The sequence below is a fragment of the Ruegeria sp. B1 genome, from assembly GCF_056535885.1.
Window position 1 is genome coordinate 1,576,333 of record NZ_JBQFJA010000001.1, and the last position, 24,523, is coordinate 1,600,855.

At 59.8% G+C, this 24,523-nt stretch carries 23 protein-coding genes; 18 read left to right on the plus strand and 5 right to left on the minus strand.

Features of this window, described 5'->3' with window-relative positions; genetic code table 11:
- Positions 1–14: 14 nt before the first annotated feature.
- The 7 genes from ACR3ES_RS07560 (at position 15) to hisD (ending at position 6,573) form a co-directional block, all read left to right on the plus strand.
- A complete protein-coding gene (locus ACR3ES_RS07560; RefSeq protein WP_170428782.1) occupies positions 15–905 on the plus strand; it encodes an SMP-30/gluconolactonase/LRE family protein in 891 nt (296 codons plus the stop codon).
- Positions 906–915: 10 nt separating this feature from the next.
- Positions 916–1,425, plus strand: a complete 510-nt coding sequence (locus tag ACR3ES_RS07565) for an OsmC family protein (RefSeq protein WP_170428785.1) — start codon at positions 916–918, stop codon at positions 1,423–1,425.
- Positions 1,422–2,018 carry a carboxymuconolactone decarboxylase family protein gene (locus ACR3ES_RS07570; RefSeq protein ID WP_170428788.1) on the plus strand — a complete coding sequence of 199 codons (597 nt, stop codon included), beginning with the start codon at positions 1,422–1,424 and terminating at the stop codon, positions 2,016–2,018. Before ACR3ES_RS07565 ends, ACR3ES_RS07570 begins: the two co-directional genes overlap by 4 nt.
- A gap of 389 nt (positions 2,019–2,407) precedes the next feature.
- On the plus strand, positions 2,408–3,391 hold the full coding sequence (locus tag ACR3ES_RS07575; RefSeq protein ID WP_170428790.1) for a TRAP transporter substrate-binding protein: 984 nt from the start codon (positions 2,408–2,410) through the stop codon (positions 3,389–3,391).
- Positions 3,392–3,417: 26 nt separating this feature from the next.
- Entirely contained in the window at positions 3,418–3,909 is a 492-nt protein-coding gene (locus tag ACR3ES_RS07580; protein ID WP_170428793.1) for a TRAP transporter small permease, read from the plus strand.
- Positions 3,910–3,912: 3 nt separating this feature from the next.
- Positions 3,913–5,202: a TRAP transporter large permease gene (locus ACR3ES_RS07585; protein WP_480425136.1), complete on the plus strand. Its 1,290-nt coding sequence runs from the start codon at positions 3,913–3,915 to the stop codon at positions 5,200–5,202.
- 54 nt (positions 5,203–5,256) lie between these two features.
- Positions 5,257–6,573: a histidinol dehydrogenase gene (gene hisD / locus ACR3ES_RS07590; protein WP_170428799.1), complete on the plus strand. Its 1,317-nt coding sequence runs from the start codon at positions 5,257–5,259 to the stop codon at positions 6,571–6,573.
- A 115-nt stretch (positions 6,574–6,688) separates the two neighbouring features.
- Here hisD and ACR3ES_RS07595 read toward each other — a convergent pair whose 3' ends face one another.
- The 4 genes from ACR3ES_RS07595 to ACR3ES_RS07610 are packed head-to-tail and all read right to left on the minus strand — an operon-like array spanning position 6,689 to position 10,640.
- Complete coding sequence (locus ACR3ES_RS07595) at positions 6,689–7,291, minus strand: amino acid synthesis family protein (RefSeq protein ID WP_170428802.1); 603 nt, start codon at positions 7,289–7,291, stop codon at positions 6,689–6,691.
- A 22-nt stretch (positions 7,292–7,313) separates the two neighbouring features.
- Positions 7,314–9,425 carry a CoA transferase gene (locus ACR3ES_RS07600; protein ID WP_170428804.1) on the minus strand — a complete coding sequence of 704 codons (2,112 nt, stop codon included), beginning with the start codon at positions 9,423–9,425 and terminating at the stop codon, positions 7,314–7,316.
- Entirely contained in the window at positions 9,422–10,237 is an 816-nt protein-coding gene (locus ACR3ES_RS07605) for an alpha/beta fold hydrolase (protein WP_170428807.1), read from the minus strand. The genes ACR3ES_RS07600 and ACR3ES_RS07605 overlap by 4 nt, the downstream gene beginning before the upstream one ends.
- The gene (locus ACR3ES_RS07610; protein WP_170428810.1) at positions 10,230–10,640 is read right to left on the minus strand and encodes a RidA family protein; all 411 of its coding nucleotides are present in this window, start codon (positions 10,638–10,640) and stop codon (positions 10,230–10,232) included. Before ACR3ES_RS07610 ends, ACR3ES_RS07605 begins: the two co-directional genes overlap by 8 nt.
- A 164-nt stretch (positions 10,641–10,804) precedes the next feature.
- Here ACR3ES_RS07610 and ACR3ES_RS07615 point away from each other — a divergent pair, with 164 nt between their 5' ends.
- The 4 genes from ACR3ES_RS07615 (at position 10,805) to ACR3ES_RS07630 (ending at position 15,197) form a co-directional block, all read left to right on the plus strand.
- Positions 10,805–12,262, plus strand: coding sequence for an aldehyde dehydrogenase (locus ACR3ES_RS07615; protein WP_170429668.1), 1,458 nt, complete (start codon positions 10,805–10,807; stop codon positions 12,260–12,262).
- An 89-nt stretch (positions 12,263–12,351) separates the two neighbouring features.
- Positions 12,352–13,386 (plus strand): LLM class flavin-dependent oxidoreductase, encoded by a 1,035-nt coding sequence (locus tag ACR3ES_RS07620; RefSeq protein ID WP_480425139.1) that lies wholly within the window; start codon positions 12,352–12,354, stop codon positions 13,384–13,386.
- 63 nt (positions 13,387–13,449) lie between these two features.
- The gene (locus ACR3ES_RS07625; RefSeq protein WP_170428815.1) at positions 13,450–14,253 is read left to right on the plus strand and encodes a carnitinyl-CoA dehydratase; all 804 of its coding nucleotides are present in this window, start codon (positions 13,450–13,452) and stop codon (positions 14,251–14,253) included.
- Positions 14,254–14,354: 101 nt separating this feature from the next.
- Positions 14,355–15,197 (plus strand): 3-hydroxyacyl-CoA dehydrogenase NAD-binding domain-containing protein, encoded by an 843-nt coding sequence (locus ACR3ES_RS07630; RefSeq protein WP_480634707.1) that lies wholly within the window; start codon positions 14,355–14,357, stop codon positions 15,195–15,197.
- A gap of 16 nt (positions 15,198–15,213) precedes the next feature.
- On the opposite strand, the gene ACR3ES_RS07635 is transcribed toward ACR3ES_RS07630, so the two are convergent.
- Positions 15,214–16,269: a GlxA family transcriptional regulator gene (locus ACR3ES_RS07635; protein WP_480425140.1), complete on the minus strand. Its 1,056-nt coding sequence runs from the start codon at positions 16,267–16,269 to the stop codon at positions 15,214–15,216.
- Between the two features lie 132 nt (positions 16,270–16,401).
- Between ACR3ES_RS07635 and ACR3ES_RS07640 the strand changes: the two genes are divergently transcribed.
- The 7 genes from ACR3ES_RS07640 to ACR3ES_RS07670 all read left to right on the plus strand — a co-directional run bounded on the left by ACR3ES_RS07640 (position 16,402) and on the right by ACR3ES_RS07670 (position 24,511).
- Positions 16,402–17,298, plus strand: coding sequence for a beta-keto acid cleavage family enzyme (locus tag ACR3ES_RS07640; protein WP_170428821.1), 897 nt, complete (start codon positions 16,402–16,404; stop codon positions 17,296–17,298).
- On the plus strand, positions 17,295–18,299 hold the full coding sequence (locus tag ACR3ES_RS07645) for an ABC transporter ATP-binding protein (protein ID WP_170428823.1): 1,005 nt from the start codon (positions 17,295–17,297) through the stop codon (positions 18,297–18,299). Before ACR3ES_RS07640 ends, ACR3ES_RS07645 begins: the two co-directional genes overlap by 4 nt.
- 61 nt (positions 18,300–18,360) lie before the next feature.
- Positions 18,361–19,467: an extracellular solute-binding protein gene (locus ACR3ES_RS07650; RefSeq protein WP_170428825.1), complete on the plus strand. Its 1,107-nt coding sequence runs from the start codon at positions 18,361–18,363 to the stop codon at positions 19,465–19,467.
- A 175-nt stretch (positions 19,468–19,642) separates the two neighbouring features.
- Positions 19,643–20,431, plus strand: coding sequence for an ABC transporter permease (locus tag ACR3ES_RS07655; protein ID WP_480425143.1), 789 nt, complete (start codon positions 19,643–19,645; stop codon positions 20,429–20,431).
- Positions 20,317–21,216, plus strand: coding sequence for an ABC transporter permease (locus ACR3ES_RS07660; protein WP_480426467.1), 900 nt, complete (start codon positions 20,317–20,319; stop codon positions 21,214–21,216). The genes ACR3ES_RS07655 and ACR3ES_RS07660 overlap by 115 nt, the downstream gene beginning before the upstream one ends.
- Before the next feature lie 38 nt (positions 21,217–21,254).
- On the plus strand, positions 21,255–22,403 hold the full coding sequence (locus ACR3ES_RS07665) for an acyl-CoA dehydrogenase family protein (protein WP_170428831.1): 1,149 nt from the start codon (positions 21,255–21,257) through the stop codon (positions 22,401–22,403).
- On the plus strand, positions 22,400–24,511 hold the full coding sequence (locus tag ACR3ES_RS07670) for an acetate--CoA ligase family protein (RefSeq protein WP_170428834.1): 2,112 nt from the start codon (positions 22,400–22,402) through the stop codon (positions 24,509–24,511). The genes ACR3ES_RS07665 and ACR3ES_RS07670 overlap by 4 nt, the downstream gene beginning before the upstream one ends.
- The last annotated feature ends 12 nt before the right edge of the window (positions 24,512–24,523 follow it).

Below are 24,523 nucleotides of genomic sequence, written 5' to 3' on the forward strand. Positions count from 1 at the left end.
CCATGGAGATGCCCATGCCATTCGACATCCGTTCCGACGCTTTTACCGAGGCGGTTCCGCCCAACAGCCGTCTCGAAGAAATCGCCGGTTCCTTCGGCTTTACCGAGGGGCCGATCTGGCACCCGCAAGAGCATTGGCTGATTTTTTCCGACATCCAGGAAAGCCATCAGTACAAGTGGAGCGAGGCCGAGGGTCTCAAAGTGTTCCGAACCCCTTCGAACCAGGCCAACGGCAATTTTTTCGACCATCGAGGCCGCGTGATCTCATGCGAACACGCGTCGTCCCAGCTTGTGCGGCATGAACATGGTGGAAAGCAGGTGGTGCCGCTGGCCACCCATTATGACGGCAAGGCGCTCAACAGCCCCAATGACGTGATCTGCGACAGTAAGGGCCGGATCTGGTTCTCGGACCCCAGTTTTGGGCGCATCCGCGAGGATCTGGGCATTCTACGTGATCAGGAGCTGCCATATCAGGGCGTGTTCCGTCTGGACCCGGACGGGACGCTGGATCTGGTCGCGGACGATTTCCAGCAGCCGAACGGGCTGTGCATGTCTGCGGATGAAAGCCGACTTTTCGTCAATGACAGCTGGGGCGGACATATCCGGGTGATGGATGTCACGGCGGAGGGCAAGCTGACCAATAACAGTATATGGGCCGACGTCACCGGCGAGGGCGAGGGCGTTCCGGACGGAATGAAAACCACCACCGACGACCACATTCTGTGTAATGGTCCAGGGGGCGTACATCTGTTCAATGCCGATGCGGAGTGCCTCGGCGTGATTCTGACCCCGCAAAAATCCACGAATTTCTGTTTCGGGGGGCCGGACTTTCGGACGCTTTACATCACCGCCTCCACCTCGGTTTACCGCATCCCGACCGCAATGACCGGTCTGGCAATGTTCTGAAGGGCTTGACATGAGCGACGCATACGAGATTCCACCCAGCATCGAAAACACAGACACGCCGACATTGGTGCGCCCCCGGGTGACGTCGCGCCTCAAGGACGGTTTTGTCGTCTCGATTAACAGCCGCAACAACCGCTGGATTATCGACGAACCCGAGCACAAGGGAGGGTCTGATCTCGGCCCAACGCCGCTCGAATCCCTGCTCGGCGCACTTGTTGGTTGTGAAAGCGTTGTTTTGAAGCTGGTGGCAGAGGCTATCGGTTTCAGATTCACCGATCTGGACATTGAATGCACCGGGACCGCCGACATGCGCGGAGCCCGGGGGGTCAGGGGCGTGCGGCCTTATTTCACCTCGGTTGAGATGGTGATCGAGATCGAGACCGACGAGAGCGACAAGCGGCTGAAACTTCTGCGCCGCAATGTCGAACAACGCTGCCCGGTCATGAACCTGTTCGAAAGCGCCGATGTCGAGATGAACGTGACCTGGCAAACCCGCAGTGCCAAGCGGGGGGCGGCATGACCCGCATCCCGCCCGCTGATCCCGAGACCTATACAGACGACACACGCGCCTTTCTGAAGGCACGGGAAGAGGTGTTGGGGTTTGTGCCCAATTCAATGAAGGTCATGGCGCGCCGACCTGCGGTGGGCGCCGCATTTGTCCGTTTGTCGGACGCGGTGATCCAAAACCCCGAGATGACGACACCGGTGATCTTGCGCCGCATGGTGCAGCATATCGCCAGCTATGCCGCTGGGTGCCTTTATTGCCAGGCCCATACCGCGCGTCTCGTCGACGATCTGAGCGAGGACGAACGCAAGATCGCGACCATATGGGAGTTCGAGACCAGCGATTTGTTTACCGAGCTCGAGCGTGCCGCGCTGCGCTTTGCGATGGCGGCGGCCTCGGTCCCCAATCTTGTCACCGGTGAGATGATCGGGGAGATGCGCCAGCACTTCAGCGATGATGAGATCGTGGAGCTTCTGGCTTGTGTCTCGGTCATGGGCTTCATGAACCGGTGGAACGACACGCTTGCTACCACGTTGGAGGATGCGCCCCGCGACAGTGCGGAGCGGACCATCGGCAAGAGCGGCTGGACCGCGGGTCGGCACGGTTAGTGGTGTTTTTGAAGGGGTGTGCAGGGCGTGGGTCAGTCCCCGTTCATCCCGGGCATAAGGCTATCTAAGCAAACGTTTGCATTAATATTGCATTTTCTCACGTTTTGACAAATTGTCACAGGTATTTTGCATACTATTCAATTTATTAAAGGCAATTTTTTGAATGCAATTTTTGCATTCGATTGCATTTCTTATTGATACAGAACCGATTCACACATAGAAGGCGCGATGTGAACCGCTTATGCGCACAGGGTAGTCACCTCGCGGTGGCACCTGCTGTGGCCGGCTCATAGAAACAGCCCCGCTGGTTCGGCGGGGGTGACATAGGACGGGCTCGGCCCGGGATTATTACGCCCGACGAGTCAAGTTGACCCAAAAGGGGAGGACTCATGATCAAGACCACCGTATTCGCCGTCGGCATTGCCGCGTTGCTCGCCAGCGCCGCCCAGGCAGACACGACCATCCGTATCGGTCACGCCACGCCGGAAAGCTCGCCGATCCATCAGGCGCTGGCCTATTTCGAGGAAGAGCTGGAAAAGCGCTCGGATGGCGGTATCGAAGTCGAGATCTTTCCTGGCGGTCAGATCGGCAGCGTCAAGGAAATGACCGATCTTGTGCAGTCGGGTAACATTACCATGGCCACCGGCGCCTCGGTGCACCTGAGCGCGGCTGTCGATCAGTTGGCCATTCTCGACCAGTTCCTCCTCTTCGAAGGCGAGGATGAGGCGCGTGAACTGCTGGATGGCGAGGCTGGACAGGCCATCTCTGCCGCGATGGAAGAGCGCGGTCTCAAGAACATGGGGTTCATGGAACTGGGCTTCCGCAGCTTCACCAACTCGCGCGCACCGCTGGACAGCTATGAGGCATTTGCTGGTCTGCGCATGCGTTCCGCTGACAATCCGATTGCCATCAAGGCTTGGCGCGCGGTGGATGCCGTGCCGGTGCCGCTGGCTTGGGGCGAGATCTACTCCTCGTTGCAACAGGGTCTGATTGACGGCCAGGAAAGCGCGCTCTCGTCGATGACTGTCGAGCGTTTCTTCGAGGTGCAAGACCATGTTTCGCTGACCGGGCATATCTATTGGCCGGAACTGTGGATGGCCAATCTCGACTGGTACAACGGCCTGTCCGATGAAGACCGCACGCTGATCGACGAGGTTGCCCGCGAGACGGTTCTGAAACAGCGCGAACTGACGGCGGCGGCAAACGCGGCCACGCTGGAAGAGCTGAAAGAGGCTGGTTTGACCGTCAACGAATTGCCGGCCGAGGACAAAAAGCGTCTGGGCGAAACTATGAATAGCGCCATTGAGCCCGATATCCGCGCCAAGGTGGGTGACGAGTTCTACGACACCTTTATGTCGGCGGTGTCCAACTAAACGCCGGAAAAGAGGGAGGAAGGCGAATGCGACGACTCGAGAAATGGTTCGAGCCGGTGGTGATTGTCACCATGCTCAGTGCCATCATCGTTTTGGTCTTTGCTGATGTGATCGCGCGCTTCGCCTTCTCCACATCCATTGCGGTGGCGAATGAACTGGCCCGCTTCTGCTTTGTGTATATGATCTATTTCGGGGTCAGCTATGCCATCCGGGAACGTCGCCATATGCGGGTGACCGTGGTTCTGGACATGCTGCCTGAAGCCCTGCGCCGCTGGGTCTTTGCGCTCGCCGAACTGATCTTTCTGATCTACTCGGTTGTGGTCTGCTGGTTGGGCGTCGTCATCACTCACCAGGCGCTGGATCGCGGCAAGATTCTCAGCTCGACGGAATGGCCGCTGAGCGTGCTTTACGCCGCGATCATTATATCCGGCGCGCTCAGCGTGCTGCGGTTGACGCATTCGCTGTATCGGGTGGTGGCTTTGGGCGACACCCGCCTCGGCCCGCAAACGGACGTCTGATTTATGACAACTGCTATTCTCTTCGGAAGCTTCTTTCTGCTCCTGATCATAGGCGTGCCGATCGGCATCGCCCTGGGGTCCGCCAGCCTTTTGGCCATCGCCTATATTCCGTTTCTGAGTCCCGATATGTATGCGCTTGGGCTGGTCTCGGGGATTGATAGTTTCACCCTGATTGCGGTTGTGCTGTTTACTTTGGCCGGGTCGATGATGGCGCATGGCGGGATCTCCAAACGCCTCATCGCTGTGGCCGACCGCGCTTTTGGCGGCGCCCCCGGCGACTTAGGCACGGTCACAATCATGTCGTGTCTGTTCTTTGCCGCCATCTCGGGCACAGGATCGGCCACCGTGGCGGCCATCGGCCTCGCCATGATCCCTGCGCTGGTGCAGCGCGGCTATGACCGCGCCTATGCGGCGGCTATGGTCGCCTCGGCCGGTGGTCTTGGGGTGATGATCCCGCCTTCGGTGGTGATGATCGTCTATGCGGTGGCGGGCGGTGTGTCGGTCACGGCGCTTTTTATGGCGGGGATCGTTCCGGGTATCGTGATCGCGCTGACGCTGATTGTCTACAACGTCCTGCATCGGCGCCGGGACGCAGAGCGGGGTGAGGCGCATGTCTACGAGGGCAGTATATGGACCGCGTTAAACGATGCAAAACTGGCGCTCGCCATGCCGCTGGTGGTGCTGGGCGGAATTTACTCTGGCGTGGTCACACCCACCGAAAGCTCGGCTGTCGCCGTGGTCTACGCCCTTTTGGTCAGCTGCTTTGTCTACCGCGAGCTGCCGCTGCGCGACATTCCCAAGATGATGCTGGAATCGGCCATGTTGGTGGCCGCCGTGCTGGTGATCATCGGGGCCTCGGTGTCCTTCGGTCGGATCATCGCGCTTGAAAAAATTCCCTCGGAACTTGCAGAATTTGTGTTGTCGCTGACCCAGAGCAAGATGATCGTCCTTCTGGCTGCCATTGTCCTTTTGCTGGTGGTGGGGACCTTTCTCGAGACGCTTGCGGCCATCGTGATCCTGACCCCGGTCCTGCTGCCGATCATGCTGCAGCTTGGTGTAGACCCGGTGCATTTCGGCATTGTGATGATCGTTGCGCTGGCCATCGGATTTGTCACCCCGCCGCTGGGGGCCAACCTCTTCATGGCGGCACAGGTGGGCCAGGTGCCCTATGACAGGATTGCCCGCAAGATCTTCCCTTGGGTCCTGACCATGATCGTGGCGCTTTTGATCATCGCGTTTGTGCCTTGGCTCACACTTGCCTTACCGCGCCTGTTCCTAGGCTACGGCCTGTAACCCTTCTGCGGGGCGGCGGGGCCGCCCGCCTCATCAATGTAAAGGAACCGAACCATGACCATCGAGTATCTCAAACGCGGCAAGCCAGAGGCGGACCGGGCTGAGGACGATGCCGAGACCCGCGCTGTTGTAGAAGCAACTCTGAAAGACATCGAGGCGCGCGGCGATGCGGCGGTGCGCGACCTGTCCGAGAAGTTCGACAAGTATTCGCCCGCCTCCTTTCGCCTGAGTCAGGAGGAGATCGACGCCCTGATCGGACAGCTTTCCGAGCAGGAACTGGCCGATATTAAGTTCGCCCAGGAACAGGTAGTCAACTTTGCCAAGGCGCAGCGTGACTCGATGAAAGATATCGAGATCGAGACGCTCCCCGGTGTGATCCTGGGTCATCGCAACATCCCTGTTCAGTCGGTGGGTTGCTACATCCCCGGCGGTAAGTTCCCGATGGTGGCTTCGGCGCATATGTCGGTTGCCACCGCTAAGGTTGCCGGCGTGCCGCGCATCGTCGCCTGCACCCCGCCTTTTCAGGGCAAACCGAACCCGGGCGTGATCGCGGCGATGCATCTGGGCGGCGCCGATGAAATCTATGTCATGGGCGGCATACAGGCGATTGGCGCCATGGCCATCGGGACCGAAACCATCGACCCGGTGCATATGCTGGTGGGTCCCGGTAATGCCTTTGTGGCCGAGGCCAAGCGCCAATTGTTCGGTCGCGTCGGCATCGACCTGTTCGCTGGACCGACCGAGACCATGGTGATCGCCGATGAAACTGCCGCCGATGCCGAACTGTGCGCCACCGACCTGCTCGGTCAGGCTGAACACGGCTATAACTCACCCTGTGTCTTGCTGACCAATTCGCTCAAACTGGCCGAGGATACGCTGGCCGAGATCGACCGGATACTGGATATCCTGCCCACCGCTGGGACGGCGCGTGCCAGCTGGGATACCTATGGCGAGGTGATTGTTTGCGATACGTATGACGAAATGCTCAAGGTTGCGGATGACATCGCCTCGGAGCACGTGCAGGTGATGACCGACCGCGACGACTGGTTTTTGGACAACATGACCTGTTACGGAGCACTATTCCTGGGTCCACGCACCAACGTTGCCAATGGCGACAAGGTGATCGGAACCAACCATACGCTGCCGACCAAGAAGGCAGGGCGGTATACTGGCGGCCTCTGGGTGGGCAAGTATCTGAAAACCCACAGCTATCAGAAGGTCACAACGGACGAGGCGGCCACTCTGGTCGGGGAATACGGATCGCGCCTGTGCATGTTGGAGGGTTTCGTCGGTCATGCCGAACAATGCAATATCCGGTTGCGGCGTTATGGCGGCGTCAATGTGCCCTACGGCGAACCAGCGCCTGTGTAAGCTTTACCTCGTGGTGCAAGATTGAAAAGCGGGCTGAACCGATTCAGCCCGCGTATGGGGTGCCGGACTGTACGAGGCGTCTAGGTCTTGTCCTGTGCGCCCAACAAGAACATTGTCAGACTCCGGCAGGATTGTGGACGTCGGCGCCGATTTCCTCGAGATCAGAATAGCGATCACCGATACGGTGATGCGGTCTGCCGCCGGTGGCGCCGGCCAGGGCGACAACAAGCTCATCATGCGCCGGGGCATCATAAATCGAGAATTGTGAAGTCAGATAGTGTGATCGTCGGCCGGTATCGTGAATGTCCATCATCGGCACCTGGATTTGAATGCCCGCCGACCCGCGGGTGTTGGTGAACCCAAGGTAGGACTTCGCGCCAACGGCCTGACGATAAAAGTTACCGAATTTCAGTGTGTGGATCAGCGCCGAGGCATGTTCCAGTTCACAATCGGAACCGGCAACGCAGGCCTTGCCATAAGCCTCGATCTTGTCAGCGCCGCCAGCCAGATCAGTGAGCCGGTTGGTCAGCGCCTGACCCAGAACCGGCGCCATGCGATTGATGTCGGGCTTTAGATCCTCGACATAGCCTTTGCCGTACCAGGGATTCCGGACAACCGCAGCGACCCCGATCATCCGCAGAACCGGGTCTGCAGCCTTGTCGCCGTCACGGTAAATATCTTCGTCAAAGGTGACGATTTTGCGCAGTTCGGGAAGCATGTAGTCTCCTTGGTTTATAATGTCAGGTGGGTGAGAGCTGGTGCACGGTTCCGCTGGCCGTTGTGCCTTGGTAGATCCCGAAATCCTCGATTTTGGATTCTTCGGCGTACCGTTCCAGCATGCTGCGCTCGGCGGGATCCTGAACGCGATCCAGGGGGATGCCTTGGATCGGGAACAGCAGATGCCCGGGCGGGACCTTGCCTGTGGCAGTGCCGCGGAAGACTACGCCCAGGACTCCCGCATCGATATCGTCATAAACCGCATAAAGCGCCTGGGCGCCCGGGGTCAGTCCCAGCGCAGAAAGATGGCTTAGAAAGGCTTCTTGCGTCGCGGTGCCCGGAGGGGCCTTGGGTACGGAAACCGAACCGTCCGGCTCTTGTCGCAGCAATACCTCTCCGCCGATACGCAACAAGACGCTCAGCCGCATGGGGCCATGTTTGGCTGCTGCCTCGACCAGAGTGTCGCCGACGCCGAGCGAGAAATAGCCGCCACGATGATACCCCAGCGGATTGCTGTCTGAGGTATCGAAGTCTGCCACCGCTCCGATCAGAATCAGGTGATCGCCCGCATCAACCAGCCGGTGCCGCGCGCATTCGAACCAGGCCAATGTGTCGTCCAGAAGCGGTGCATCCGCAGGACCCGGGCGCCAGCTGACCTGATCGAACTTGGTGGGGCTGCGCGAAGCAAAGAGGTTGGAAACCTCCTTTTGCGCCTCTGACAGAACGTTAATCGCGAAATGCGGCGCCTGAGTAAAAACCTCGCAACTGTGGGCGGTCTTGGCCAGGCAGACCAGCAGCATCGGCGGGTCCAACGATACCGAGGTAAACGAGTTGGCCGTGAACCCGCGTGGTGTGCCGTCTTGCTGGCGAGTGGTGACAACCGTCACCCCGGTCGGAAAGGCACCGAATGCGGTGCGCAGCGCCCTTTTACTTTCATCGCTCATCCGGGGCGGCTCGATCTCCGAGAGATAGTGCTCGGTATGTGCGCCAAGCAGCGGGGCGGCCTGCGGGGCGGGCAGGGGGGCGCTGCCGAACCGCAGCGGATTGGCTGCAACGGTGAACGGACGCGCCGCCGGATCAGGATGTGGTACTTCTGTCAGCAGGCCACGTGCGGCGGCATGCGGATCGGCAAAGATATCCGCAACCGTATTGAGTGGGCCAAAAGGGATCACGCCGCCAAGGGCCGCCGTCAGTTCGGCCTTGCTGCGGTTCGCGGTCCAGGCGGATACTTCCTGCCGCAGAGCCGCCGTATGCTGTGCTCGCTCGGCCCGCGTGACAAACCTTGGGTCGGTGGCCAGATCCGGTCGGTCCATGGCCTGGGCCAATGCTTGCCAAAAGCTGTCGTCGACGATCCCGATCGCTACCTGACCGTCGCTTGCTGGAAACAGGCCGAAAGGAGCGAGAAGCGGATGGTCATTGCCCTCGGGGCCTGCAATTTTTCCTTCTATATCGTGCAAATAGACCGCACGTTCGCAGAGGCTGAGGATCGCGTCATACATGCCGACATCAATGAACTGCGACTCGCCTGTCGCTTCGGCTTGGCGCAGGGCCGCCATAATACCGAAGCTCATCATCATGCCGGCAAACACGTCGCCGACACCGGGGCCGACCTTGCAGGGGGTTTCGGCATCAGGACCGGTTTGCGACAGGATACCGCCCATTGCCTGGGCCACGATGTCGTACGAGGGCCAATGGGCATAGGGACTTTCACCAGAACGCGGGTCGCCGAACCCCCGGATCGCAGCATAGACCAGCCCGGGACGGATTTGGGCCAGAGTTTCATACCCAAGGCCTAACCGCTCCATCACGCCGGGGCGGAAGTTCTCCACCACCACATCGGCGCTGGCAACCAGGCGTTTCAGCGCCTCCTGACCGTCCGCGGTTTTCAGGTCCAACTGCACGCTTTTCTTGTTTCGGTTCAGGCTGACGAAATACCCGGCCATTTCCCGCTCGGGATCATCGTCGCGCCAAGGTCCGTTGGACCGGCTGGTGTCGCCATTGGCGCCTTCGATCTTGATCACTTCGGCACCGTGATCGGCCAGCATCATCGTGCAATAGGGCCCGGACAGCATGCGTGACAGGTCGATGACCCGGATGCCATTCAGGATGCCATTTGTCTGGGTGGCTGCGGTCATTTTGTGACGCTCCGTGTGTGAACCCGTTTCAGAAAGGCGATGAGAGGGGTGTTGACGGCCTGTGGATCTTCGGCCAGGGCCATATGTCTTAGGCCCTTTAGGATATGCAGTTCGGAACCTGCGATTTCGCTGGCGATGGCGTGCGACATTTCGGGGCCGTTGCCGAAATCCTCCTCTCCGGTCATCACCAGCGCAGGGCTGCCAATGGCCGGGCTGGGGGCCACGATTTCTTCGATCCCATCCGCAAGAACACGGTAAATGCGGTGATAGATAGCCGGATCGTTGGCCAGAACCCAGCTGCGGACCAGATCCATCTGCTTGGGGTAGGCCGCGCGGTGGGCGGCGGTAAACCACCGCTCCAAAGCCGCCTCGACCGTTGTGCCTGGCCCGCTTTCAAGGGCTTGCGCGACTCGTTGCAGGATCGCAGCCTGTGCCTCGGGTTTCCGCTTGTGGGGCGAAAACAAGATGGCCAGTGCGGCGACCCTGTTCGGATAGTCCTTGGTGAAGCGCCGAGCGATCATGCCGCCCAACGAAAAACCGGCAATGGCTGCTCGGTCGCAGTTGCAGTGATCCAGCACGCCGGACAGCTGCCGGGAAAACAGCATCAGCGATGGTTCGTCCGGCGGCGGGGCACTGCCGCCGTGCCCGTAGAGATCGTAGCTTATGACCCTGAAACCGGCTTCCAAAAGGGCGGGCGCAGTCCACTGCCAGCAATCCCGGTTAAGACCCAGACCGTGAATCAGCACTACCGCCGGCGCGTGCTCAGGACCTGTCGAGGTTACGGTAGTTCCGTCAGGCAGTTGCTCAGTCATGCGCTGCCTGCATCGACTGGGGTTTGTAGGCGACGACCTCGACCTCGACCCGGCAATCGACAAGCAGGTCGCTGACAATGGCAGAGCGGGTGGGCGGCTCTTTCGGAAAATACTCGCCGTAAACCGTATTGAAGCCGGGGAAGTCTGCCCGGTCGCGCAACCACACCATGGCTTTGACCACATCGGCCATTTCGCACCCCGCCTCGGCCAGTGTTGCCTGGATGTCGTCCAGAACGGCACGAGTTTGCTCTTCTATGCCTCCAGTGGTCAACACGGCACCGTCGCGCACCGGAATTTGTCCGGTGAGGAAAACAAAGTCCCCTGCGCGAATGGCGCGGGACAGTGTCAGAACGCGACCGCCGATTTCCAGCGCGCCGCCGATGATCTGTTTGGTTTGGGTCATCTCTGTTTCCTCGCGTTTTTACCAGTTTGGTGTTTTCCCGACGCAAAACCTAGGATTTCCCGCCGTATTGTGGCGAAAAAAGCGAAAACTCCGGTTAGGATTGACCGCACGATGAATGGAAACGAGTGGGAGGAAAACCTGTGAGCGACGTGCGCGGTTACAAGATGCTGATTGATGGGGAGTGGTGCGATGCGTCCGATGGCGGGCGGTTCGACAGTGTCAATCCGGCTACGGGCGATGTCTGGTGCCGGGTGCCCGAAGCCACCGAAGCGGACGTGGATCGTGCAGTGCGGGCGGCGCACAGGTCATTTCTTGAGGGGCCCTGGCCCAAGATGTCGCCCAGCGAGCGTGGCAAGTGTTTGCGCCGTTTGGCTGAGTTGCTGGCTGACCGATCCGAACAATTGGGTCGGACCGAAGCCGTGGACACTGGCAAGATGCTGAAAGAAACCCGCTGGCAGGCAAAATACATTGCCGAGTTTTTTCAATTCTATGCCGGATGTGCCGACAAGATTTCGGGCGAGACGCTGCCCATCGACAAACCCGACCTGTTCGTTTTCACCCGGCGGGAACCGCTGGGCGTGGTGGCCGCTGTGGTGCCTTGGAATTCGCAGCTGTTTCTTGTCGCGGTCAAGATCGGCCCGGCGCTGGCGGCGGGCAACACCGTGGTGTTGAAGGCGTCGGAATATGCGTCTGCGGCCCTGCTGGAATTTGGCGAGCTAATCGACGAAGCCGGGTTTCCGCCCGGGGTGGTCAACATCGTCACCGGGCACGGCGACCCTTGCGGACGGGCGCTGACATCGCATCCACTTGTGGCGCGCGTGTCCTTTACCGGCGGGCCGAACGCGGCGCGGATGATCCTGGAGAACTCCAAAAACAACTTCGCCGAGGTCAGCCTGGAACTGGGTGGCAAGTCACCGTTTCTGGTGTTCGAGGATGCCGATATCGAAAGTGCCGTGAACGGGTCGGTTGCCGGTATCTTTGGCGCCGCGGGTCAGAGCTGCGTGGCCGGATCCCGGCTGTATCTGCACGAGGACATTGCCGATGAGTTTCTGGAGCGGATGGTTGCCATCGCCAGAGACGTGAAGATCGGCGACCCTTTGGCCGACGATACTCAAATGGGGCCGCTGTGCACGCCCGGTCAACTGGAACATATCGAACGCGAGGTCGCCTTTGCGATCGAGCAGGGTGGCAATGTTCTTTGCGGGGGCAAACAGCCCTCGGGCATGACGGGGCAGTTTTATGAGCCCACCATCATCGAGTGCCCGCGACAGGATATGCAGATCGTCGATACAGAACTGTTTGGGCCGGTTCTGTGCGTGCAGCGCTTCCGGACCGAGGAAGAGGCGTTGCAACTGGCCAACGATACAACGCATGGGCTGGCGGCCGGGATCTTCACCCGTAACAACGCCCGCGCGCTGCGCCTGTCCGCGGCGGTACGGGCGGGGATCGTCTGGGTCAACACCTACCGTGCGGTGTCACCGATTGCCGAATTCGGCGGCATTAAAGGGTCCGGCTATGGCCGCGAAAGCGGGTTTCAGGCGATGTATGACTACACGAGGCCCAAGACCGTCTGGATGAACACCTCGGACGAGCCGATGGCCAACCCCTTTGTCATGCGGTGAGCAGCGGCACCGCTGCGGATCGGCGGGATCGGCGCAACTCATCCACAACACACTGAAAGCGAATAATATTTTGCAGGGAGGCACTCTCAATGAAGTTTCAACTGGCGATCAACATGGAACGGCTGGACCCGTCTCTGGATATGAAGGCCGTGCGGGACCATACGCTGGACATGGTCAAGATGGCCGAAGACGGCGGGTTCGAAATTGTCTGGGCAGCCGAACATCACGCGATGGAGATGACGATTGCACCGAACCCGTTTCAGATTCTGACCTGGTGGGGAGAAAACACCAGCCGGATTCGGTTAGGTACGGCGTGCGCGGCGGCGGCCTATTGGCACCCGATCCGATTGGCGGGTGAGGCGGCGATGACGGATTTGCTCACCGACGGGCGGTTGGAATTCGGGATCGGATCGGGTGCGTATCAGCGGGAATTCGACCGGATGCATCCGGGCCTGAAACAGTCCGATGCCTGGCGGTACATGCAGGAAATGCTGCCGGCCGTGCGGGCGCTGTGGCAGGGCGATTACGCCCATGATGGCGAATACTGGTCTTTCCCGGCGTCCACTTCGGTGCCCAAGCCGCTGCAACCACACGTGCCGGTCTGGGTCGCTGCCCGGGCGCCGATTACCTATGATTACGCCGTGCAGAACGGCTGTGATGTAATGTCCTGGCCGCTGACCCGCCCGATGAGCGAAGCGGAGCTTTACGTGCAACGGCTGGAGGATGCGGTGGCCGCTCGTCCCGGCAAGCGTCGTCCACGTATGGCGATGATGCGGCATACCGCCGTTTATGATGGGGCCGAGGGCCATAACGCGGCATTGTCCGCCGCCCGACGTCAACTGGGACAGTTCGAAAATCTGTTCAAGAACCTAGGCGATGTCGACAACGGTTTTGCCAAGCAGATCCCACTGGAAAGTCTGGAGAACCGGGCCGAATATGATGCCGATATGCTGACCGAAAACCTGATGTTTGGCACCTCTGAAGAGGTCACTGAAAAGCTTCGCAAATACGAGGCGCTTAAGGTGGACAGCTTTATCTATTACGCAAGCCTCGGCCTTGGTCACAAAGAGCAGAAACGCTCGCTGGACCTGTTCTGTGACAAGGTCATGCCGAATTTCCACTAAACGCCGACGCCAAGACATTCGCGCGCAAGCGCCGGTACCGACAACAGACTGGAGTATACGGAAATGACAAACGGAGTGGAGGTCACACGGCGCGGCCGGGTGCTGGAGGTCAAGTTGAACCGGCCCAAGGTGAACGCCATCGACATCCCGATGAGCCAGGCGTTGGGTGCCGCCTTTGCCGAGCTGCGCGACGATCCCGACCTGTGGGTTGGCATTGTCACAGCCGAGGGAGACCGGATTTTTTCTGCCGGGTGGGACCTCAAGGCGTTGAATGACGGTGAGATGCAGTTGGATAACTGGTGGGAAACTGCCGACTACGGCCAGGGCGGTTTTGCGGGACTGACCGAGAACTGGGCGCTAAACAAGCCGGTGATCGCGGCCTTGAACGGTCTGGTGATCGGCGGCGGGTTTGAGCTCGCTTTGTCCTGCGACCTGCTTATCGCGGCCGATCATGTGGAATTCGGATTGCCCGAGATGCCGCTGGGGATTGTTCCGGATGCGGGCGCATTGCAGCGCCTGCCAAGACGTATTCCATACAATATCGCGATGGAGATGTTCCTAATGGGCCGCCGGATGCCGGCCGAAGAAGCCGCACGGTACGGCTTGGTCAACAAGGTCGTGCCAAAGGCAGATCTGATGGACACGGCGCGCGCCTGGGCCGATCAGATCGCAGGCTCGGCGCCGCTGGCGATGCAGAGCGTCAAGGAGGTGTTGCGCGCCATCGAGTGCCGTCCCCTTGAACAGGCATTCTCGGAAATGCGCGGGGATCAGTTGGAAACCTACCGCAAGATGCTGAAATCCGAAGATTCCGCCGAAGGCGTGGCCGCGTTTGTGGAAAAACGAGAACCCAATTTCAAGGGAAGGTGACGTATGTACCCCAAACCTGAAGAGATTACCCGTGTCACGTCAATCGGTGGTGGACCAATCGGTGTGGGTTGGGCGGCGCATTTTCTGGCCCGGGGTATGACGTGACGCTGTATCTGCACGATGCAGATGAAGTCCCCGCAGCCCGCGCAATACTGAACACCGCCTGGATCAGCCTGACGGGTCTGGGCCTGGCGCCGGGTGCGTCTCTGGACCGTTTGCATATCGTGCACGATCTTAATGAGGCCGTTGCCGAGGCGCAGTTCATTCAGGAAAGCGCGCCCGAACGGCTGGAGATCAAACAGGCGCTGTATCGGCAATTGGGAGAGATAGTTCCGGAAAACGTGGTGATCGGCTCCTCAACCTCGGGGCTGACAATGACCGCGATACAGGCCGAGTGCGCAACGCCAGGGCGCACCGTGATCGGACATCCATTCAACCCGCCCTATTTGCTTCCGCTGGTCGAGATCGTGGGCGGAAAACGTACCAATCCCGAGGCCACCGAATGGGCCGCCGCGTTCTACCGCGCGGCGGGCAAGGCACCCCTGGTGATGAAAAAGGAGATCCCGGGCTTTGTCGCCACCCGCCTGCAAGAAGCTCTGTGGCGCGAGGCCTTGCATATGGTGGCAAATGGTGAAGCGACGCCAGAGGATATCGACATAGCCCTTATGAATGGGCCGGCGCCCAGAATGGCGGTGCAGGGACAGTGCATGGCGTTTCACACCGCCTGCGGCAAGGGTGGCATGGCCACCAATCTCGATCAGTTCGGTCCGGCACTGAAACTGCCCTGGATCCGACTGGAAGCGCCGGAACTCACCCCGGAATTGCGTGACCGAATGGTGGATGGCTGCAACGGGATCGCAGCCGGTCGCGGGTTCGAAGAAATGGCCGGACAGCGGGACCGTCAGATCGTGGCGTTACTGAACGCAATCCGCAGCACTGAATGACGTCTGGGGTGTTCACTCAGGCCGGAGGCTTTTGCCGTACAGACTCAATGAAAGAGGCAAGCGTGCCCGGCCATTGCGGGTTCGGTTCACTGTCAGGCCACGCGTTGCGGTAGGCGCTGGGCTTGCGGCCAAAGCACTCTTTGAAAGCCTTGTTGAAATGAGACTGAGTGTTGAACCCGGATGCCACTGAAATCTCACCGATACCAAGACTTGTCGACACCAGCAGCACGCGGGCGTGCTGAAGTCGCAGAAGCTGCGCGAACCGGCTCACGCTGCAGCTGAAATTCGCATTGAACCGACGCTCGAGCTGCCGTTGCGAAATGCCGATACGGGCGGCGACTTCACCGACCCGCAGCGGCTCCTCGATGTTTTCCTCAATCAGTTGCACGGCCGCGCGCACCCCATCAGGGAGCGTGGCCAGGCCGCGCCCATGAGTGATTTTCTGCGGCGTATCAGGTGGCCGCAGCGGGTGGTGCATGATCTGGTCGGCAATTTCTCCTGCCAATGCACGACCGCGATAGGTTTCGATAAAGGTCAGCATCAGATCGAACCCGGCAGTTCCACCGGCGCAGGTCATCACCGGGCCGATATCGGTATAAAGTTGCTCGACAACCTCGATATTTGGGAACCGTTCACGAAATCCCTGCAGATAAGACCAATGAGTGGTTGCCTTCAGATTGGTAAGTAGCTGAGATTCGGCGAGGATATAGGCGCCGATTTCAACACCGCAAATCTGGACGCCGTTCCGGTGCTGGCGCCGCAGCCACGCCATCAGGTCCGGGTTCGAGTATTTCTCGCCACCCCAACTGGCGAGCACAAAGACCGTCGTGTTCCGGGGCAGAACGGCTCGAGGCAGCCTGCATTTGGCGGACAGACCGTTGCTTGCCGACAGTTCGGCGCCGTCAAAAGAATAAAGATGGTGTTCGTAGAGTTTGGACAGCGACAGATAGTTAGCAACCCGGATCGGTTCGATCAGTGAGTTCAGGGTCATCATGTTGAAACGCGGTGTCAGTACGAAGGCGCAGTTCCAGATTTGATCAGACGTCTCGCGGTTTACATCCATCTGTTCCATAGATTCATTTCTTACTAATTATTTGCGCAAACTTTTCTTTTTTCGTCTCTTAGCGTCAATATATGGCGAAAAAAAGCGCATTTTCCATGATTTCCTGCGACATCTTGAACAAGACGCACATGGGAGAAGTTAATGAATCACGAGGTTATCGTGACCTGCGCAGTCACCGGCGCCGGGGACACCACCAACCGCAGCCCTCGGGTTCCGGTCACGCCAAAGCAGATTGCCGATGCAGCGATCGAGGCTGCAAAGGCAGGGGCCGCCATTGCCCATATTCATGTGCGCGACCCGGAGACCGGACAGGCATCTCGGGACCCTAAACTGTTCAAGGAAGTGGTCGACAGGGTGCGTGACAGCGGGACCGACGTTGTCATTAACCTGACGGCTGGCATGGGTGGCGATTGGGTTCCGGATGCCGAGAATCCGGCCATGCCGGGTCCGGGCACGGACATGATCAGCGCCGATGACCGGCTGATCCATATCGATGAATGCCGCCCGGAAATCTGCTCGCTGGACTGCGGCACGCTGAATTTCGGCGATGGCGACAACATCTACATCTCGACCCCGCCGACCTTGCGGCACATGGCGACAAAGATTCGGGAATGGGGCGTCAAGCCCGAGATGGAAGTGTTCGAACTGGGCCATATCCGTTTTGCGCGGCAAATGCAGGCCGAAGGGTTGATTGACGACCCGGCGATGTACCAGATTTGCCTCGGCATTCCCTGGGGCGCCGACCAGACCCTGGACACTCTGATGGCGATGAAATCGCACTTGCCTGCGGATGCCGCTTGGGCCGGATTCGGGATCAGTCGGATGCAAATGCCGATGGCCGCCGCCGTTGTGGCGGCGGGCGGCAATGTGCGGGTTGGTCTGGAGGACAACCTGTTTCTGGATCGCGGCGTTCTGGCCTCCAACGGGCAGCTTGTCACCCGGGTGGTAGAGATTATCGACCGCATGGGGGGCCGGGCCGTCACGCCGCAAGAAGCGCGCGACAAGTTGAAGCTGCACGGCGGAAAGGCAGCTGGATGAAGAACGGCTTGAGCGCGGGCGATTTACAACTGCAGAAAGTGTCCAAGAGCTTTGGCGCGTTTCAGGCGGTGAACGCCGTCGATTTGGACATCCGGCAGGGGGAGTTTCTGACCCTGCTTGGCCCGTCAGGGTCAGGAAAGACAACGTTGCTGATGATGATTGCCGGGTTTCTCGGTGTCACTGCGGGCGACATCGCCCTTGCGGGCCGATCCATCGCTGGCATACCGGCCGAAAAGCGCAACTTTGGCATGGTGTTTCAGGGCTATGCGCTGTTTCCGCACATGACCGTGCGCCAGAACATTGCCTATCCGCTGGAAATCCGCAAAAAGCCCCACGCTGAGATCGAGGCGCGGGTGGACGAGATGCTGGCGCTGGTTCAGCTTGAGGCGTTTGGCCATCGCAAGCCCGACGAACTGTCGGGAGGCCAGAAACAGCGGGTGGCCTTGGCCCGCGCGATTGCCTTTGAACCGCCGGTACTGCTGCTGGACGAACCGCTGGGTGCGCTGGACAAGAAGTTGCGCATTGAGGTGCAGGAGCAACTGAAGGACATTCACCACCGCATCGGCACAACCTTTATTTTCGTGACCCATGATCAGGAGGAGGCGCTGTCGATGTCCGACCGGATCGTGATCATGCGCAACGGTCAGGTTGAACAGGTCGGCACCCCGCAGGAGTTGTACGAGCGGCCCGACACGCGGTTTGCCGCAAGCTTTCTGGGCAAGAGCAACTTTCTGCACGCGGATGGGCGGCTGTATGCGCTGCGACCTGAAAAGGTCGATCTGGCGCCGTCAGGCTCTCGCTCGGAGCAGGCCCGAAAGGCGGGCACTGTGCGGTCGGTGACCTATTTCGGGTCGATGCTGAAATGCATGGTTCAGGTGGAGGGCGAAGACGACTTTGAAATTGACTTGGTCGGATGGGGCAAGAGCGGTGAGCCATGCCCGGGCCAAGAGGTCGACCTGTTCTGGAGCGATGACGCTCCGGTGCCGGTCGCAGACAGATAACGCACAGACGCGGAGAACCGTGCAACCCACAGTCACATCCAACGGAGATCGGGAGGAAAACATGACCGACAAGACGTTTATGAAAGAAGCGGCGGTTCAAGGCGCCAAGGCATTCAAGGCCGGAAAGATGGACCGCCGGTCTTTTCTGACACTTTGCACGATGGCGGGCGTTGCACTTTCGGCAGTTGCCGCAGGGGATGCCGAAGCCGCGGCAGACCAGATCGTCCTATGGAATTGGGGCGGCGACGCCGAACGCTGTCACGGCGAAGCGATCGGGCAACCGTTTTCGGCGAGTACGGGAATCCCGCTCAGGATCGACACATCTGGACCGCTTCAGGGGAAGATCCGTGAGATGGTGGACTCGGGCAACGTGACTGCGGACGTTGCGGATGCAGATGCGTTTGACGCAATCGCGCTGGGAAAATCGGGCCATCTGGAACCGATTGACTACAGTGTGGTCGACAAGACCAAGGTTCTGGACGGATTCACCTGGGAGTTCGGGGTTTCGGTCATCTTCTACGGCTATGCCTTCATGTACGATACCGAGAAGTTCGGCGATAACCCCCCGAACTCGTGGGCGGATTTTTTCGATACGGCAAACTATCCTGGCAATCGGTCGCTTTATAAATGGGCCAATGGTGCGCTGGAAGGAGCGCTGCTGGCGGACGGGGTTCCAAAGGATGCGCTGTATCCGCTGGACGTGGATCGCGCTCTTACCAAGATCAAATCGATCAAGGATGACAGCCTGTACTGGGGGTCGGGATCCGAGGCCCATTCGATGATCGTGAACGAAGAAGTTGTGATGGGTATGGTCTGGCAAAACCGCGCTCGGGCCATCGAAGCAGACACCGACGGACGGTTCAAGCTGGTGATGAATGAAGCACTGGCGATGCCCGGTGCCTATATAGTGCCGCGCGGTAATCCCGGTGGGGCCGATGCGATGAAATTTATCGCTCAGGCTCAGGATGTGTCCTCACAACTGGCACTACTGGAATGTCTGGGCATGACACCATCGAATCCCGAGGCTTTTGCGCAGATCCCCGAAGCTCTGTCCCCGTATGCGATCACATCGGCCGAGAATGTCGGAAACGTCGTATTCAACGACCCGGGCTGGTGGGCCGAACATGCGGGGGATGCGGTGAACGCCTTCCTCGAAGCGATCAGTTGATCCGGAGCGGGCCGCCTTTTCTCCCCGGTCGGCCCGTACCGACCTTGACCGCCACGCAAGGCCAGTCCTTGCGTGGCGGCGCAAACCACCACTCAATACGGAACTTGGCCACGTGCAGACTCTCTTAAGATCTTTGACCGGCTCGGGCTGGCTTTTGGTCCTGCCGTTTCTGGGGGTGCTGATCGCGCTGTACATCGGCCCGATCCTGAATATCCTCTGGCTGAGCTTCACCGATCCTGAGCCCGGTTTGGGCAACTACGTAGAGCTGGCGACCAGCGAGGCCCTGATCCGGATCATCCTGACCACGTTACGCATCTGCTCGCTGACCACGCTGTTCAGCGTCCTGATCGGGTATCTGATCGCGTACGCGATGGTGCATGCTGATGCCAGAAACCAAAATGTAATGCTGGCGCTTTTGCTGATTTCATTTTGGATTTCGGTTCTGGTGCGCACGTTTTCCTGGCTGATGCTGCTGGGCAATAACGGGCTGATCAACAACACGCTCGAGGCGATGAACGTGATCAGCGAGCCGATTGCCTTTGTTCGCAATGAACTCGGCGTGCTGATCGGCATGGTACATTACATGGTGCCCTACGCGGTGTTGCCGCTGCTGGCCAATATGCAGGGTCTGGACCAGCGGGTGTTTCAGGCCTCGCGCAATCTGGGAGCGTCCGGCGCGGCGACGTTCCGGCGCATCTATCTGCCGCTGACCCGCCCCGGTATCGTTGCCGCATCACTGCTGGTGTTCATTCTTTCGCTGGGCTTTTATGTCACCCCGGCCATCCTCGGCGGCGGCAAGGTGCTGATGGCGGCCGAATATATTTCGGTGCAACTGCTGGTGACCCTGCAATGGGGCACGGCGGCGATGCTGGCGGCGTTGATGTTGATGGGCGTCATGGCGCTGATGTGGATCATGTCGCGCTTTATGAAGCTCAGCACGGTGTTTGGGGGGGCGACGCAATGAAACCGTCTGCCATGACCCGCCTCATCCGCGCAGGCGCCTGGGTTTTTCTACTGTTTTTGGTTCTGCCCGCACTGGTGGCTATCCCGATTTCGCTGACGCCCAAGCGGTTCCTGTCCTTTCCCAGCGGAGATGTGTCGCTGCGCCACTTCGAGAATCTGTTCACCAGCCCCGAATGGTTGTCGAGTTTTTATCAGAGCGCGGTCATTGCCACATCGACGGCCGTGTTGGCGACCATCATGGGCACGCTGGCGGCGGTTGGCCTCTGGCGGATCACCTCAAAGTACAGCGAACTGGTGCGTGCCCTACTGCTGATGCCGCTGATCATCCCGCAGATCATTTCGGCAATGGCCTTCTACAGGCTGTGGATTCCGCTGGGCCTGTTAGACAGCTATGCGGGGCTGATCCTGGCGCATTCGATCCTGGCGGCGCCGATGGTGCTGATTACGGTCAGCGCCTCTCTCGCCAATTTCGACCCCAAGCTGGAACAGGCCTCACGCGGGATGGGGGCCAGCGGCTTCACGACCCTGCGCCGTGTGATCATTCCGTCAATCCGGCCGGGCGTCATGGCCGGGGCGCTGTTTGCCTTCATTCTCAGTTGGGACGAAATCGTCGTCTCGCTGTTCATTTCCAAATTCACCGTTTTCACACTGCCTCGACGCATGTGGAACGGTATTCGTGAAAACACCGATCCAACCGTGGCCGCCGCCGCCGTCGTTCTGGTGGCTCTCACACTCGTCATCTTTGCCCTCACGGCCTGGCTGGGCCGACGGCGCAACAGCCCGTAATAGTCTATTTCAAGGAGGACGCTCCGGTGAGTATTCCCATGTCCCACGAAGATGAACTGCTGCGCGATACCGTGCGCTCGTTCCTCGAAGATCATGTCCTGCCACATGAAGAGATGGTCGACCGTCTGGGCGAGGTGCCCGAAGAACTTGGCCACGATATCGAGGCGAAGTCAAAGGCGTTGGGGCTCTTTGCTGCAAATCTGCCGGAACGGGTCGGCGGTGGCGGTCTGAACCACACCCAGATGTCGATTATCGAGCGGGAGTTTGGCCGCACCAGCCATGCGTTGCACTCCTGGATTGCGCGTCCCACCGAATTGCTGCTCGCATGCGACGGCGATCAGATCGAGAAATACCTGCTGCCCTGTGTGAGCGGGGAAAAGCGTGAACTGTTCGGCCTGACCGAGCCCGAGGCCGGGTCAGACGCAATGGGTATGAAGTCGAACGCAAAGAGGGATGGAAGTGATTGGATTTTGAACGGGATGAAGCATTTCATCTCGGCTCCGACCCTGGCGGATTTTGCCATCGTTTTTGCTGCGACCGGACAAGATGATACCCCGCGCGGCCCGCGCAAGCGGGTGACGGCATTTCTGGTCGACCGGGATATGCCGGGGGTTACGTTCCGAGAAGGCAACAAATGTGTCTCCAACCGGGGCTACAAGACCTATGAGCTGATTTTTGACGACGTACGGCTTGGCCCGGATCAGATTCTGGGCGAAGAAGGTCGCGGGTTTGAATTGGCCGGTCAATGGCTTGGCATGGGCCGGATCTGGGTCGGGGCCACGTGCTGCGGCAAGGCCGAACGGATGATGGAGATGGCCACGGACTGGGCGGCCACGCGCAAGCAGTTCGGCAAGCCGATTGGCAGTTTCCAGGCCACGGGGTTCCGGCTGGCGGACATGGCGATCAACCTGCGGGCGGCCGATCTGATGGTCTGGGATGCGGTGCGCCGGGCCGACGCCGGCGGTCTGAAAGATGAAGATGCCGCCATGGTCAAGGTTTTTTGCTCTGAGATGCTGAACCGCGTGGCCGACGACACCGTGCAGGTTTTCGGCGGCATGGGATTGATGGAGGAAGTCCCGGTGCAGCGCATGTGGCGTGACAGCCGCATTGAGCGGATCTGGGATGGCACCAGTGAAATCCAGCGCCACATCGTCACCCGGTCGATCTTGAGGCCACTTGGCGCATGACACCGGAGCAGGAGCAAAACTTCGAGCGATTGCTGCGACCGCGACAAATCGCCTTTGTCGGCGGCGCCGATGCGATCGTTGCGATCGGCGAGGCGCGCCGCCGCGGCTATGCGGGGACCCTATGGCCGGTGAATCCGCGCCGTAGTGAAATGGCGGGCTTGCCCTGTTTTGCCTCGTTGGACGATCTGCCCTGTGGTCCGGATGCCGTGTTCCTTGCGATCCCGGCAGAACCTGCCATTGAGGCGGTTGGTCGGCTTGCGGCCATGGGGGCCGGGGGGGTCGTGTGTTATACAGCCGGATTTGGGGAAACCGGAGGTTGCGGACCAGCCCGCGAGGCGGCATTGCGCGCAGCGGCGGGCGATATGGCTCTGATCGGTCCTAACTGCTATGGTGTTATCAATTATTTGGACGGATCCGCACTCTGGCCGTTCACCCATGGCGGTGGCTGTCCCGGATACGGGGCTGCTGTGATCACTCAATCCGGCATGTTCTCGTCCGACATCACCATGTGCCAGCGATCTCTGCCATTGACCCATATGATCTCGGCGGGCAACCAAGCAGTTCTGGCGCTTGAGGATTTTGTGGGGGTTCTGGCTGGCAACCCGGCAGTGCGAGCCATCGGTCTGCATATCGAAGGTTTGCGTGATGTATCCCGCTTTGAACGCGCGGCGGTAGAGGCGATCCGGAGTGGCACCCCCATTGTCATCCTCAAGACCGGTCGTTCCAGGATCGGTGCCGCGCTGACGCAAAGCCACACCGGGTCGCTGTCGGGGGCCAACGAGCTTTATGATGCGCTTTTCGACCGCACCGGCGTGATTGCGGTATCCAGCCCGTCACAATTTGTCGAAACACTGAAGTACCTGTGCGTAGCCGGGGCACCAGAAGGGTCCAACGTTATGGGGTTCACCTGTTCCGGCGGTGGCGCGACCATGCTGGCGGACCATTCTGAAACCATCGGTCTTTCCTACCCGGAATTCAGCGAACCTGACCGGGTGTTTTTGCAGGACCTGCTGCCCGACATTGCAACCGTGTCCAACCCGCTGGACTACACCACGCCGATCTGGGGCCAACCCGAACACACTGGGCCCGTTTTTTCCGAGGCGGTGTCCCGGTCCGGCGCGGATTCCGTGATGCTTGTACAGGACTACCCGGCACCCGGTCTGGACGAAACCAGATCATATTATCTTGCCGATGCAATGGCGTTGGCGGACGCCGTTCAGGACATCGGGCTGCCCACTGCTGTCTGCTCGACACTCCATGAGAACATGGATGCAAAGACGCGGGCCGAACTGATTGCACGCGGTATTGCGCCGATGATGGGTATACACGAGGCGCTGAATGCCACTGCGCAAGCGGCGGGCTGGGCAAAAGCGCGCGATCGGATCAGTGCCTGTCCGCCAGAACCTTTACTAGAGGCGCCGATACCTGCTCAGATCAAGGCGCTGGATGAAGCCGCCAGCAAGGCCCGGCTGAAAGGCAGTGGAGTAACTCTGCCCGACAGCGCATTGGTGTCCGGAGAAGATGCACCTGCGGCTGCCGTCGATCTGGGTTTTCCCGTGGCGCTGAAAATGATGAACCCCCGGCTGGCGCACAAGACCGAGGCTGGCGCGGTACGTCTGGGCCTGGACACCGCCGAAGCCGTGTCCAAAGCGGTGGCGGAGATGGTTGAGACTGTGGGCGACTATGATCGCGAGGCTGTCTCGGACCTGTTTCTGGTCGAGCGCATGGCGATCCCGCCGGTGGCGGAGATGATTGTGGGCATCCGTCATGATCCGCAATTCGGTCTCGCGATGACCATCGGCAGCGGCGGCGTACTGGTCGAACTGTTGCGGGACACTGAAACGCTTCTCTTGCCGGCCAGCGCAACAGATATCCGTCGCGCGTTGGAACGGCTGAAGCTCAGTACGCTGCTGGGCGGGTTCCGCGGCAGGCCAAAAGTTGATCTGGACGGTCTGGCGACGCGGCTGGTGGATCTGGGTGACTTTGCTCTGGCCAATGCCGGAGATATTGCAGAGATCGAGATTAACCCGCTGTTTGTGAACGAAAATAGCGTGGTTGCCGTGGATGCGCTGATCCACGTGACCGACACGAGGCCGCAGCCGCAATAGCACAGATGGTGG

Bases quoted from the DNA above. Each gene is read 5' to 3' on its own strand.
- ACR3ES_RS07560 (WP_170428782.1), top strand. From the start codon at position 15: ATGCCATTCGACATCCGTTCCGACGCTTTTACCGAGGCGGTTCCGCCC.
- ACR3ES_RS07565 (WP_170428785.1), top strand. From the start codon at position 916: ATGAGCGACGCATACGAGATTCCACCCAGCATCGAAAACACAGACACG.
- ACR3ES_RS07570 (WP_170428788.1), top strand. From the start codon at position 1,422: ATGACCCGCATCCCGCCCGCTGATCCCGAGACCTATACAGACGACACA.
- ACR3ES_RS07575 (WP_170428790.1), top strand. From the start codon at position 2,408: ATGATCAAGACCACCGTATTCGCCGTCGGCATTGCCGCGTTGCTCGCC.
- ACR3ES_RS07580 (WP_170428793.1), top strand. From the start codon at position 3,418: ATGCGACGACTCGAGAAATGGTTCGAGCCGGTGGTGATTGTCACCATG.
- ACR3ES_RS07585 (WP_480425136.1), top strand. From the start codon at position 3,913: ATGACAACTGCTATTCTCTTCGGAAGCTTCTTTCTGCTCCTGATCATA.
- hisD (WP_170428799.1), top strand. From the start codon at position 5,257: ATGACCATCGAGTATCTCAAACGCGGCAAGCCAGAGGCGGACCGGGCT.
- ACR3ES_RS07595 (WP_170428802.1), bottom strand. From the start codon at position 7,291: ATGCTTCCCGAACTGCGCAAAATCGTCACCTTTGACGAAGATATTTAC.
- ACR3ES_RS07600 (WP_170428804.1), bottom strand. From the start codon at position 9,425: ATGACCGCAGCCACCCAGACAAATGGCATCCTGAATGGCATCCGGGTC.
- ACR3ES_RS07605 (WP_170428807.1), bottom strand. From the start codon at position 10,237: ATGACTGAGCAACTGCCTGACGGAACTACCGTAACCTCGACAGGTCCT.
- ACR3ES_RS07610 (WP_170428810.1), bottom strand. From the start codon at position 10,640: ATGACCCAAACCAAACAGATCATCGGCGGCGCGCTGGAAATCGGCGGT.
- ACR3ES_RS07615 (WP_170429668.1), top strand. From the start codon at position 10,805: ATGCTGATTGATGGGGAGTGGTGCGATGCGTCCGATGGCGGGCGGTTC.
- ACR3ES_RS07620 (WP_480425139.1), top strand. From the start codon at position 12,352: ATGAAGTTTCAACTGGCGATCAACATGGAACGGCTGGACCCGTCTCTG.
- ACR3ES_RS07625 (WP_170428815.1), top strand. From the start codon at position 13,450: ATGACAAACGGAGTGGAGGTCACACGGCGCGGCCGGGTGCTGGAGGTC.
- ACR3ES_RS07635 (WP_480425140.1), bottom strand. From the start codon at position 16,269: ATGGAACAGATGGATGTAAACCGCGAGACGTCTGATCAAATCTGGAAC.
- ACR3ES_RS07640 (WP_170428821.1), top strand. From the start codon at position 16,402: ATGAATCACGAGGTTATCGTGACCTGCGCAGTCACCGGCGCCGGGGAC.
- ACR3ES_RS07645 (WP_170428823.1), top strand. From the start codon at position 17,295: ATGAAGAACGGCTTGAGCGCGGGCGATTTACAACTGCAGAAAGTGTCC.
- ACR3ES_RS07650 (WP_170428825.1), top strand. From the start codon at position 18,361: ATGACCGACAAGACGTTTATGAAAGAAGCGGCGGTTCAAGGCGCCAAG.
- ACR3ES_RS07660 (WP_480426467.1), top strand. From the start codon at position 20,317: ATGGGGCACGGCGGCGATGCTGGCGGCGTTGATGTTGATGGGCGTCAT.
- ACR3ES_RS07665 (WP_170428831.1), top strand. From the start codon at position 21,255: ATGTCCCACGAAGATGAACTGCTGCGCGATACCGTGCGCTCGTTCCTC.
- ACR3ES_RS07670 (WP_170428834.1), top strand. From the start codon at position 22,400: ATGACACCGGAGCAGGAGCAAAACTTCGAGCGATTGCTGCGACCGCGA.